Origin of the sequence: Pseudomonas sp. H26/SER47-MNA-CIBAN-0231 (assembly GCF_040310465.1) — a bacterium.
In the GTDB taxonomy this organism is placed as follows: domain Bacteria; phylum Pseudomonadota; class Gammaproteobacteria; order Pseudomonadales; family Pseudomonadaceae; genus Aquipseudomonas; species Aquipseudomonas atacamensis.
The window spans coordinates 282,010-294,603 of the sequence record NZ_JBEOPW010000003.1 but is presented as its reverse complement, the minus strand read 5'-3'; the positions used below and the strand labels follow the sequence as shown (position 1 = coordinate 294,603).

Annotated in this window: 9 protein-coding genes; 6 read left to right on the top strand and 3 right to left on the bottom strand. The window is 51.4% G+C overall.

Translation table 11 applies throughout. The annotated features are described in order from the left end of the window. Positions 1-6 precede the first annotated feature (6 nt). The gene (locus AAEZ10_RS06650) at positions 7-918 is read left to right on the top strand and encodes a cation diffusion facilitator family transporter (protein ID WP_024014903.1); all 912 of its coding nucleotides are present in this window, start codon (positions 7-9) and stop codon (positions 916-918) included. A gap of 126 nt (positions 919-1,044) precedes the next feature. Here AAEZ10_RS06650 and AAEZ10_RS06645 read toward each other — a convergent pair whose 3' ends face one another. Together AAEZ10_RS06645 and AAEZ10_RS06640 are read right to left on the bottom strand one after the other, a co-directional pair. Beyond that, positions 1,045-2,481, bottom strand: coding sequence for a heavy metal sensor histidine kinase (locus tag AAEZ10_RS06645; protein ID WP_024014902.1), 1,437 nt, complete (start codon positions 2,479-2,481; stop codon positions 1,045-1,047). Further along, complete coding sequence (locus AAEZ10_RS06640) at positions 2,478-3,152, bottom strand: heavy metal response regulator transcription factor (protein WP_039593197.1); 675 nt, start codon at positions 3,150-3,152, stop codon at positions 2,478-2,480. Before AAEZ10_RS06640 ends, AAEZ10_RS06645 begins: the two co-directional genes overlap by 4 nt. 553 nt (positions 3,153-3,705) lie before the next feature. On the opposite strand from AAEZ10_RS06640, the gene AAEZ10_RS06635 reads away from it, so the two are divergent. From AAEZ10_RS06635 to AAEZ10_RS06615, 5 genes are all read left to right on the top strand, one after another. After that, entirely contained in the window at positions 3,706-4,914 is a 1,209-nt protein-coding gene (locus AAEZ10_RS06635; RefSeq protein ID WP_024014899.1) for a TolC family protein, read from the top strand. An 88-nt stretch (positions 4,915-5,002) separates the two neighbouring features. Further along, on the top strand, positions 5,003-6,226 hold the full coding sequence (locus AAEZ10_RS06630; protein WP_024014898.1) for an efflux RND transporter periplasmic adaptor subunit: 1,224 nt from the start codon (positions 5,003-5,005) through the stop codon (positions 6,224-6,226). 26 nt (positions 6,227-6,252) lie between these two features. Next, the gene (locus tag AAEZ10_RS06625) at positions 6,253-9,420 is read left to right on the top strand and encodes a CusA/CzcA family heavy metal efflux RND transporter (RefSeq protein WP_350568504.1); all 3,168 of its coding nucleotides are present in this window, start codon (positions 6,253-6,255) and stop codon (positions 9,418-9,420) included. A 142-nt stretch (positions 9,421-9,562) separates the two neighbouring features. Next, positions 9,563-9,757, top strand: a complete 195-nt coding sequence (locus tag AAEZ10_RS06620; RefSeq protein WP_024014896.1) for a co-regulatory protein PtrA N-terminal domain-containing protein — start codon at positions 9,563-9,565, stop codon at positions 9,755-9,757. A gap of 151 nt (positions 9,758-9,908) precedes the next feature. After that, positions 9,909-10,241 (top strand): DUF2790 domain-containing protein, encoded by a 333-nt coding sequence (locus AAEZ10_RS06615; protein ID WP_024014895.1) that lies wholly within the window; start codon positions 9,909-9,911, stop codon positions 10,239-10,241. A 368-nt stretch (positions 10,242-10,609) separates the two neighbouring features. Here the strand turns inward: AAEZ10_RS06615 and AAEZ10_RS06610 are convergent, their stop codons facing one another. Then, the gene (locus tag AAEZ10_RS06610) at positions 10,610-11,935 is read right to left on the bottom strand and encodes an OprD family porin (protein ID WP_024014894.1); all 1,326 of its coding nucleotides are present in this window, start codon (positions 11,933-11,935) and stop codon (positions 10,610-10,612) included. Positions 11,936-12,594: the final 659 nt, after the last annotated feature.

Below are 12,594 nucleotides of genomic sequence, written 5' to 3'. Positions count from 1 at the left end.
AGACATATGAGCGCTGGTCATAGTCACGGTCAAGCACGTGCAGGACATGAGAAAAAACTGTGGATCGCTCTAGCGTTAACGACGAGTTTTATGATTTCAGAGGTCATTGGGGCTTTCATTACCGGCAGCTTGGCGTTGTTATCGGACGCAGCTCATATGCTGACCGATTCCACTGCATTAGCTATTTCATTGGTCGCTATTCAGATCGCCAAGCGCGCTGCGGATAAAAAAAGGACATTCGGATATGCACGATTTGAGATTCTCGCAGCTGCTTTCAACGCGATTCTGTTGTTCATGGTGGCGGTGTACATCCTATACGAGGCCTACCAGCGGTTTAAAACTCCGACAGAAATAGAATCGATAGGCATGCTGATCGTGGCAGTGATTGGGCTAGTTGTGAACCTTGTCTCAATGCGCTTGCTGATGTCTGCCAGTGACGAAAGTCTTAACGTCAAAGGTGCTTATCTGGAGGTTTGGAGTGACATGCTAGGCTCCATAGGCGTGATAGGAGCCGCATTGATCATTCGCTTTACCGGATGGATTTGGGTTGACGCGATCGTTGCCGCAGCTATTGGGTTATGGGTCCTTCCCAGAACTTGGATCTTGCTTAAAGAAAGCATGAATATCCTGTTGCAAGGGGTTCCAGAGGGCATCGATATCGCTGAAGTGGAGCTAAGAATAAGGGCGGTTGAAGGCGTTGAAGATATTCATGATTTGCATATCTGGGCTTTGACCAGCGGCAAGAATGTCATGAGTGCACACCTTGTCGTCCAACGTTTCTCCCGCACCGAGCAGGAAATATTAGCTGAAGTAACGCACCTTATGAGCGAAGCGTTCCATATTAGCCATACGACGCTTCAATTAGAGGATTCGCGATTTCATGAAGGGCTCGAAGAAAGCGAAGGTATGCAGCACTAGTAAGATACGTCGCGAACAGCCCATGTCAATGGTAGGGCACGTAAGGGGAAGCCCCCTACACCACCAGAGTATTTCTAGAGGTATGTGGGGATTTGAGTGCGGATTATGCAAGCTTGATATTGAAACTCACCCCTGAACCCGTCTTGCCTGCTGCCAGGAAGTTTGTCCCTCGAGGTTTGGAAAGTTCAGCCTGAAAACAGTAATGCTACCAGGCATGCTCTGAACCTCCGCTGTTCCCTGATGAAGACTCATGATCGATCTGACAATCGCCAAGCCAAGACCAGTCCCACCTTCCGCACGGGAGCGACTGGTGTCGACTCTATAAAAACGGTCGAACAAGTGCGTCAGATGCTGAGGTTCGATTCCTGCGCCTGGATTGCCTACAAGTAGCGAGACTCGTTCGGCATGGCTTTCGATAACAATTGAAATAGATTGGCCGGCCGGGCAGTGGCGTATAGCGTTCGACAGCAGATTCGATATTGCTCGCTGAATCATCAGCCTGTCGCCAATGGTCTTGCCGTTTCCGGCGACGCTTAGGCTGATGCGCTTTTCTTCCGCCGACAGCGAAAACAGATCGACGACCTTCAATGCTTCATCTTCTAACGTAATTGTCTCGAACGGGACGAGCGCCGCTGGATGACTGACTTGAGCGAGGAAGAGCATATCCGAGACGATCCGGGTGACTCGGCCCAACTCTTCGGTGCAAGACTCCAACACCGCTTTGTACTCTTCTGCAGGTCGCTCCCGAGATAGTGTCACTTGTGCCTTCCCCATCAAATTGGTGATTGGGGAACGTAATTCGTGGGCCAAGTCATCGGAAAACTGCGACAGCTGCTGAATACCACTGTCGAGTCGGTGGAGCATGAAATTGATACCATGGGCCAGTTCACTCAGTTCCTGAGGCATTTTGACCACTGAAAGACGATGACTGAGATCTTGGGCCGAGATCATGGCGGCGACCTTTCGAAATTCTCTGAGGGGAGAGAGCCCTCGTTGCACCACAGCCCAAGCGCTAATTCCAATGAGTATCAGTAAAAGCGGTAGAGCAATGATCGTCGATCGAAGATACGCGCTGAGCAATGCTTCATCGTTCGCACTATCCATGGACAGCAAAACGGCGACATTTTTACCATTCTTCAATCGGATGAGTTTGTATGCGGTGAGGAAGTGTCGACCCTCACTATCGGAATTTGAAGAATATGAGAGATTGTCGATGGCGGCATTAGCAGCTTTCAATTCGATTCGTGGATCCGATAAACCAGTTCCGAATTTTAGTACTGGCGTCCTGAGGTTTGTCAGGTCATAAATGGACAAATTTAGATTGTCGTGCCCCATGACTTGATCCAGCAAGGAGTGCGGTTTCGAGTTCACCTCCGCCATATCCTCGTAAAATGAGAGGCTGTGTTCCACCTGCTCCATTTTCTTTTCCAGACTATGTTTCGCCAATTTATCCAGCTCATGCGTAAGCGCGAAAAAGGCCAATATAGCCAGAAACACCACTAACAAGGCCCCCAAGATACTCACCGTCAAACCTAGTCGCATTGACAGGCTCGCCGGCTTCATTCGCGTGCCTCCAATACATAACCAACCCCGCGAAGGGTGTGGATCAATTTGTTATCAAAGGGATCGTCAATTTTGGCCCTCAATCTACGGATTGAAACCTCTACAACGTTGGTGTCGCAGTCAAAATTCATATCCCACACTAAGGAGATGATTTGGGTTCGTGAGAGTACCTCTCCAGTCTGACGCATCAGTAGATGCAGAAGCGCGAACTCCTTGGTCGTCAAATCTATACGCTGCGCGCCACGAAAGGCACGGTGGCGCCCTTGATCGAGCTCCAGATCGGCTACTTTGAGTACCTGCGGTACAGGAATGTGTTCACTTCGACGCATAAGGGTTCGTACTCGGGCAAGCAGCTCTGGGAACTCAAACGGTTTAACCAGATAGTCATCAGCACCCAGATCGAGCCCGCGAATTTTGTCCGCAAGCCGTCCCCGGGCCGTCAACATCATCACCCTGGTATTGCTGCTTTGGCGCAGATGTTCAAGAACACCCCAGCCATCAAGTTCTGGAAGATTAACGTCGAGTATCACCAAATCATAGACATGTTGACGTGCAAGATGAAGTCCATCTGCTCCGGTTACCGCACGGTCGACTATATAGCCACTTTCTGTCAGCCCTTGATGCAAGTATTCGGCAGTTTTAGGCTCGTCCTCAATTACAAGGATTCGCATGATATTTCGCCCTCTTCAATAGGAAGTCAGTTGGGTCAGAAGTGTTATTGTTTTATTTTCTGAGAAGAATTATATAATTCGAAACCATTTAATTTTTTGCGCTTACCGATATCCGGCATTAGATATTAAATAATGATCTTAAAGCCTGTAGCCGCTACAGGGTCAAGCTTAAACCCCCGGTCTTGAGCCATCACAGCGACTCCTTGCGACAACGTGTCGCACTTTGACCGTTGAATCGAACACTGGGCAAGCGCCACACATGGTTAACCAAAATCGACAAGTGCTGTTCGGCAGATACCAGGTTGGTATTTGTTTCGGCATATTGCTGCCCCCACGTTCGAATCTTTCATTCCTCCTATGCTAGTGCAAAAAAAATAGCTGCATCGTTGGATAACGTATTTGTAATTTTTCAGTCACCTTGCTGATAAGTGCAAAACTTTACATTTACGTATAGAGAATAGGCGTTGAAGGAACTATGAAATTGCGTCCGCATAGAAAGTTAACTGCACCCTTGAACATACAAAAGTCCTTACTAGTTGTAGGCTTGAGTTGTATGTTCTTAATGGCAGACACCAGTTTTGCCGCAGTTTCGTCTTCTCAGACGCTGACCATGGATCAGGCACTGGAATCGGCCTTTGCTAACAATCCCGATTTGGCGGCAGCACAATGGGAAATTGGTATCAGCCAAGGAGATCGAAAACAAGCGGGTTTGATTCCCAACCCCGAGCTTTCTTGGGAAGCTGAAGATACCCGACGGAGCTCGCGCACTACGACGGTAATGATCAACCAACCGATTGAGCTTGGCGGCAAGCGCGGAGCTAGGATAGACGTTGCCAGTCGAGCCCAAGACGCGGCTAGTATTGAATTGGAGCGTAAACGCAATATTCTACGTGCAGAAGTCATCCAGGCCTTTTCTAGCGCCTCGACGGCCCAGCAGAGATTGCTCTTATCGCGTCAATCCCTTGTGCTTGCCGAGCGCGGTGTTCGTGTTGCTCAAGGACGGATTAATAGTGGTAAATCATCCCCCATCGAAGGTACACGAGCAGAGGTACAGTTATCTGAAGTGCGCCTAGAACTGCGGCGTGCTGAGCGCGACGAAGCAAATGCCTATCAGCAGCTTGCGCGCGTAATGGGCGCACCGTTGCCTTCGTTTAAATCCGTCGGTGAGTCAGACCGGCCAATGCCCAACGTTCCGGAACCGTCACTGCTGCTCAACCGCATCGGTGAAACTGCCGAATTACGATTGGCAAAACTACAAATTGATCAGCGTGAAGCTTCTCTTGATCTGGAGAAGTCTCAGCGTGTTCCAGATCTCACCGTAAGTGTGGGCAGTCAATACGATGAACGAGAACGCGAGCGTGTGAACGTTGTGGGGCTGTCGATGCCCATTCCGTTGTTCAATCGTAATCAAGGCAATGTACTGGCAGCAGCCCGCCGAGCCGATCAGGCCCGCGACCTTCGCAATTCAAGCGAGTTACGCCTGCGTACAGAAATTCAGATCGCTCTGGATCAGTGGATGACGGCGAACACCGAAGTTACCTCTTTCAATCAAACCATCCTGCCTGCCGCCCAAAATGCCGTCGACACCGCGACCCGAGGTTTCGAAATGGGCAAGTTCAACTTCCTGGATGTGCTCGATGCACAGCGCACGTTGATCAGCGCACGTAACCAATACATCCAGGCCATTGCAGAGGCAACAGACGCCTGGGTGCGCATTGAGCGAGTTTTCGGTGATGTCACTCAATTAACTCGTTCCCAGTGAATTTCATATAACGCTTTTGTACCGCTGCTCAGCACTGCATTGTCACGCTAATCCGTGACTGCCCGATTGAGCTGCGTAGGGAGTTTCCATGGATAAAAAACAAATCTTTGTGATCGCGCTGACCCTGACGGTGGGCATGGGAATCGGCTCATTCTGGGTTGGTAAAACGTCTGCACCGTCCGCCGAAGCTCAGCCTCATGAGGAGCATGGCCACGATGACGACGGCAACAAGGATGCCGGTGGGTCAACAGCTGTAGGCGAACATGCCGAGGGCGAAGAGGAGGAAGGTCACCTGACACTTAGCGAGGAGCAGATTAGCGCGGCTGGCATCCAGTTGGCCGAAGCAAAGGCACACAGCATCAGCCTGTCATTGCCCTTCCCAGGAGAAGTCCGGTTCGATGACGACCGGACTTCCCATGTCGTGCCCCGAGTGCCTGGCGTCGTCGAGTCGGTACATGTCAATCTTGGCCAGCCGGTGAAAAAAGGCCAGCTACTAGCCGTGATCGCCAGCCAGCAAATTTCTGATCAGCGTAGTGAGCAAGCCGCAGCGCAACGTCGTCTGGAGTTGGCGCGTACCACCTACGAGCGTGAGCGACAGTTATGGCAAGACAAAATCTCTGCCGAACAAGATTTCCTTCAAGCCCGTCAGGCTCTGCAAGAAGCTGAAATCGCCCTCAGCAATGCCCGTCAAAAAATCAGCGTACTCAGTGGCAGCTCGGTAGCCAGCGGCGGCAACCGGTATGAGCTGCGTGCGCCGTTCGATGGCGTCGTGGTTGAGAAACACTTGGGCCTTGGTGAGGTTGTCAGTGAAACCACCAATGCCTTCACTCTCTCGGACTTGTCGCGTGTGTGGGTAACTTTTGGCGTCTCCCCCAAGGATTTGAACAAGGTGCTGGTGGGCAAGTCCGTCACCGTCAATGCCCCAGAGTTAAGTGCCGAAGTCACCGGCACCGTGGCCTACGTAGGAAGTTTGTTGGGCGAGCAGACCCGTACCGCCACGGTCCGCGTGACCCTACCCAATCCGAAAGGCGCCTGGCGTCCCGGACTGTTCGTTACCGTGCTGGTAGATACCGATACCCGGCAGACGAAAGTCGCGGTGCCAGAAGTGGCGATCCAGACGGTCGAGGATAAACCGACAGTTTTCGTTCGAACTGATGACGGATTTAAGGCGCAGCCGGTGGAAATAGGCAGTCGTGCGGCGGGTCTGGTTGAGATCACAGAGGGCCTGGAGCCCGGTGTTCAAGTCGCTGCTGCCGGCAGCTTCATTCTGAAATCAGAGCTGGGTAAAGCCTCGGCTGAACACTCCCACTGATCCGCCATTTCCACGAGAAGGTTCTTATGTTCGAACGCCTGATCCAATTTGCAATCGAGCAACGCATCATCGTGCTGCTCGCGGTTCTTCTCATGGCTGGCCTCGGCATCGCCAGCTATCAGAAACTTCCGATCGACGCAGTACCCGACATTACAAACGTCCAGGTGCAGATCAACACGGGTGCCGCAGGTTTCTCGCCACTGGAGACAGAACAGCGAATCACCTTCCCCATCGAAACCGCCATGGCCGGCTTGCCAGCTCTTGAGCAAACGCGTTCGCTCTCACGCTCAGGTCTGTCGCAAGTCACCGTGATATTCAAGGAAGGCACCGACCTGTTTTTCGCCCGGCAATTGGTCAATGAGCGACTGCAGGTGGCCAAGGAGCAATTACCCGAGGGCGTGGAAGCGGTCATGGGGCCGATCTCTACCGGCCTGGGTGAGATTTTCCTCTGGACAGTCGAGGCAAAAGAAGGCGCCGTTAAAGAGGACGGCAGCCCTTACACCCCGACCGACTTGAGGGTGATCCAGGATTGGATTATCAAACCTCAGTTGCGCAACGTTCCCGGCGTCGCCGAAATCAACACCATTGGTGGTTTCGCCAAAGAATATCAAATTGCTCCCGATCCAAAACGCTTGGCGGCGTACAAGCTGACTCTGACTGATCTTGTGACGGCGCTGGAACGGAATAATGCCAACGTCGGTGCCGGATACATTGAACGCAGTGGTGAACAACTCCTGATTCGTGCTCCCGGGCAGGTGGCAACCACCGACGACATTGCCAACATCGTGATGGCCAACGTCGATGGCACGCCGATCCGCATCAAGAATGTGGCAACAGTTGATATCGGCCGTGAGCTGCGTACGGGGGCCGCTACCGAAAACGGTCGTGAAGTCGTGCTTGGCACTGTGTTCATGTTGATCGGTGAAAATAGCCGAACCGTCTCTCAGGCCGTTGCCGCCAAACTGGAGCAAGTCAATCGGTCACTACCTGAGGGGGTGGTGGCGGTCACGGTATACGACCGTACCAATCTCGTGGACAAGGCGATTGCCACGGTCAAAAAGAACCTGATTGAAGGTGCGATCCTGGTCATCGCAATTCTGTTCCTGTTCTTGGGCAACATTCGCGCCGCATTGATCACTGCCATGGTTATTCCTTTGGCCATGCTGTTCACATTCACCGGTATGTTCACCAACAAAGTCAGCGCCAACCTGATGAGTCTCGGCGCGTTGGACTTCGGCATCATTGTTGACGGAGCGGTGGTGATTGTCGAAAACGCGATCCGGCGCTTGGCTCATGCACAACAGCACCATGGACGTATCCTCACACGTTCCGAACGGATGCATGAAGTGTTTGCAGCGGCAAAGGAAGCGCGCCGCCCATTGATTTTCGGTCAGTTGATCATCATGGTCGTGTATCTCCCGATTTTTGCCCTGACCGGTGTTGAAGGGAAAATGTTCCACCCCATGGCGTTTACAGTCGTAATTGCCCTGCTGGGCGCCATGCTGCTGTCCGTTACCTTTGTTCCTGCGGCGATTGCCATGTTCGTAACTGGCAAGGTCAAGGAACAAGAGAACGTGATCATGCGTGGCGCGCGTCGGATGTATGCACCTGCGCTGGATTGGGTCATGAACCACCGATCAGTAGCCTTTGCCATGGCACTAGGCCTCATTGCAGTGTGCGGGGTTGTCGCCAGTCGAATGGGAAGTGAGTTTGTACCGAGCCTCAGCGAAGGGGATTTTGCCCTGCAAGCACTACGCGTGCCGGGCACCAGTCTGACGCAATCGGTAGAAATGCAGCAGCGTTTGGAAAAGCTAGTGCTGGCAAAAGTGCCTGAAGTCGAGCGAGTTTTTGCTCGTACCGGTACCGCAGAGATTGCCTCCGATCCAATGCCGCCGAATATCTCTGACAGCTATGTGATGCTTAAGCCTAAGGATCAATGGCCTGACCCGAACAAATCCCGGGATGAGTTAGTCGCGGATATTCAAAAGGCTACGGCCGCGATGCCCGGCAGCAACTATGAGCTTTCGCAGCCAATTCAATTGCGTTTCAACGAGCTGATATCAGGCGTGCGCAGTGACGTAGCCGTTAAGGTCTTCGGTGATGACATGGTAGTGCTTAACAGCACAGCTGCGAAAATCGCTGCCTCTATGCAGAAGGTCGAAGGAGCTTCAGAGGTCAAAGTCGAGCAGACCACAGGGCTACCAGTACTTACCATTAACATCGACCGTGACAAGGCCGCGCGTTATGGCCTGAATGTTGGTGATGTACAGGACACCATAGCGGTAGCGGTTGGTGGTCGCCAAGCGGGTACGATGTATGAAGGAGACCGTCGTTTCGATATGGTTGTGCGTTTATCCGATGCCATGCGCAAGGACATTGAAGGGTTGTCTACGTTGCTGATTCCAGTACCGGCGCTGGTCAATGGCAATGCAGAACAGATTGGTTTTATTGCCCTCTCAGAAGTGGCAACTCTCGATCTGGTGCTTGGGCCGAACCAGGTCAGTCGCGAAAATGGTAAGCGTCTGGTAATCGTAAGCGCTAACGTGCGAGGTCGGGATATAGGCTCTTTTGTTCAAGAGGCCAGCAGCGCTATTGATCGAGAGGTACAGGTGCCGGCTGGTTATTGGACTAACTGGGGTGGGCAATTTGAGCAACTCCAGTCGGCTGCGAAACGTCTCCAAATCGTTGTCCCGGTGGCCCTGCTCCTTGTATTTGCCCTGCTTTTCATGATGTTCAACAATCTCAAGGACGGCCTCCTGGTATTCACCGGTATTCCATTCGCGTTGACTGGAGGGGTCATGGCTTTGTGGCTACGTGACATCCCGCTATCGATCTCGGCGGGTGTTGGTTTCATTGCTTTGTCGGGGGTTGCGGTGCTGAACGGTTTGGTGATGATAGCGTTCATTCGCAATCTTCGAGAGCGGGGGTATTCGTTAAATTCTGCTATCAATGAAGGAGCCCTCACGCGGCTTCGTCCGGTATTGATGACAGCTTTGGTGGCTTCCCTCGGCTTTATACCTATGGCTCTGGCCACTGGCACCGGGGCAGAGGTTCAACGACCACTGGCCACCGTTGTGATTGGGGGCATCCTGTCCTCGACTGCATTAACGCTGTTAATACTGCCTGCGCTCTATCAATGGGTGCACCGCCACGATGAAGATGAACCCGCAGAAGGGAGAACAACAACCCAATAGTTCTTTTGGTTTTGAGCCCGCTGCGGTTGTTCATCAGCGGGTTTTTTATACCAGGAACGATTACGAATATGTAATCTGAGCGCCACCGTGATGATAGGTTCGCATTGATACCCTAATAGCGTTATCTATATGAGGTGTCAGAATGAAACTTACTAAAATCTTTGCTGTTGCGGGCGCTTTGGCCCTTTCTTCATTCGCTATGGCGGAAGGCGGTGGAGACAGAACATTCGAGAAGATGATGGCGGCAAAAGATCTGGCAATGGAGAAGTATGTGGCGAAACAAGGAAAAAATGCCTCAGTGGTGTCAAGTGACGAAAAGAATGAGAAGGCTAAGTAAGCGTAGCCATGCAGTTTGGAATCAGCCCGCCCCTAGGCTCCTAGTGGCGGGTTTTTTTTGCCGGTTTGATTACATACTTGTAATTTTAGCGCCACCCGGTCGCAATCATTAGCCTGATATTATCTTGACTGTATTAGTTGAGGTGCTGAATATGAAATCTATCAACATTTTAGCTTTGTTCGGAGTTTTAGCTGTCTCGTCAAGCGTGTTTGCAGAGGGGGGAGGAGATAAGGCTTTCGAAAAAATGATGGCTGCCAACACCAAAGCTATGGAGAAGTACGCAGTCAGCCAAGGAAAAAGCGCGCCGGTACCGAAGCGATATGAATATGGAATGAAGGTGGATGTGGTAAAGGTGATCAGTGTGGTGCGGCCTGCGAAAATCTGCGCAGTAGTGCCGGCCGCAATGACTTATGAAGACTCCGTAGGGCAACTAAACACGATCACTTACACTGTAGCTGGAGACTGCCGTAGGCGAGGCGGTTAATACCTGCGCTGTCATATGACAATTAAACGCGCGACCCGCTTCGTTAGTCAAAGGTGTCGGGCGTTTTTGTTTGTTCGAGTTCTGAAAGGCAAAAAAAGACGCCCCGAAGGGCGTCTCAAAATTCACCTTACCAAAGGAGCAAAGGAGCTTCCAAAGGTGAATGGATATGACAACTGAACAGCATTGAGTTTGGATTTTCACAATCTAGCTACTCATCCATAGAACCCCAGCCAGATGCGCTAGCTAAGATTCTATCAACTCACGATAAGTATAAAAAACATAACCTAACGTGAAGATGATTGAAAAATGACATTTCTGTAACTTTTCGAAGGACGGGACGCTCGCACAGCGAGTCATCCCGTTCGATGTCACATGACAGCTAATGGATACTCAACAATCACACGTACTTCATCAAGGTCAGATTCAAACGCTGTAGCACGAGTGTTTGCTTGGCGCAGGCGGAAAGACATGTCCTTCAAAGATCCGGTCTGAACGACATATTTCACCTCAATATCGCGTTCCCAGCGTTTCTGATCGGTCAGCGGATTTCCCTCTGCATCCCGTCGCATGTAGGTTCCATTAGCGTTGGAGTAATCGGCATCGGTGCCACGGGCGTAACGTGTCATAAACGACAGTCCTGGCACGCCATATGTCGTCATATCCAAGTCGTATCGGACCATCCATGAACGCTCTTTAGGCGAGTTGAAATCGCTGTATTGGATTGAGTTGTCGAGAAAAATGGAATCCGATTGGCGGAGGTAGTCGAAGTCGTCGTTACCATTGTTTCGTTGGTGAGACAATGCGACAGAGTGTGCGCCATACTTCACGCCGACTTTAGCACTCCAAATATTATTGTTGAATTCACCTAGCAATTTTTTGCCTTCGTCGACGGCTTTGTAGTAGTTCAAGCCGCCGAATACGGAGAGTTCATCCGAAAGCGAATAGTTTAATCCCGTGCCGGCATAATATTGATTCCAGGCGTCTTTAAGGCGGCTGGAGTAGAGGCTAACGATCACATTCTTGTTCAGATTGTAGTCACCGCCAAAGTAGCCGACCCACGGTGAATTAACAGGTCCGGCATAAAATGTCGCGAAATTGTCGCGCATATTGCTGGAAGTTGGCTGGCTCATAGCGTGAAGGCGGCCCGCCTGAACAGTCAATCCGTCAAAGCTGGTGTTTGTCGCCGTTACGCCTGTGAAACTTTCTGGTAGAAGTCTGGAGTCACCAGCGGCAACGACTGGGTTAGATGGGAATACGTCGCCGACCTTTACTACCGTGTCAAAGGCGCGAATTTTTGCTGCACCTCCAATTTTAGTATATTCGTCTCTAGCCTGCCCATCACTATTGACCGGTAGTACATCGAACGAACTACGGCCACCATTACGCCCGTCACCTGTGTCGAGTTTCAATCCGATCATGGCGAACGCGTCAACACCGACACCCACAGTGCCCTGAGTAAACCCGGACTCGAATTTACTAATGATGGCATGTGCCCAGGCCTCGGAGTAACCGTTGCCCGTTGCACTCGATTGGCCGTTGCGATGATCACGATTGAAGTAATAGTTTCGGTTGAGAACAGTAAGGCTGCTGCCTTCCACAAATCCTTCGGCCTTTTCTTCCGCAAATACCGTGGACGGGCCAGAACTGACAACGATCGCCAACGCGGCCATCGAAAATTTCGTGTTGTTATTCATACATCACTCCTTAGGTTCGGCAGAACTAGAAAGCTCTTCGGCTGGAATTATTGTTTACAGAAAGCAGGATGTGCCTCCCGCATCGTCGCCGAGCTGTATCGTTGCAATCTGGAGATAACGTGGACATGATCAGAAAATTACAATTTTGTAATGTAAATCTGCTTTTTTAAAATTGCCTTTATTTGGAGCGCGTGTCAGCTGATGTGCAGATCTTGTTTGCTACCTTAACGTTCATGGGAGCCTTATGATCCGCAGCGCACCGGGTATTCACACGCAATCTGCGCTCAGATCGTATCGGTCCAACGAAACGCCTTTTTTGACGCAACTGCGAAGCTAATGATGTCCGCCGAGCCAATACGTGGGTGGCTGTATTCGCGGTGAGGTGGGAGCCTGTTGGTAATCCAGAATGTATTACGCTTACTTCGTAGGTGGGAGGGACACGAACCATGGCTTGCCAGCGGCTAGCGACGAGTCCTCCCCGAGCGACATGTACGTACTAGATACGAAATCATCTAAGCTTATCCATGGCTGGGAACGGCTCAAATCGTTACTCGACCAATGCCTAAGCTTCATGCTTACAGCCATTGGCTGACATCTCTGAACGGCCGGAAAGAGCGACTGATGCATTTTCAAACGGCGCGCATACCGGCTGCTTCGCT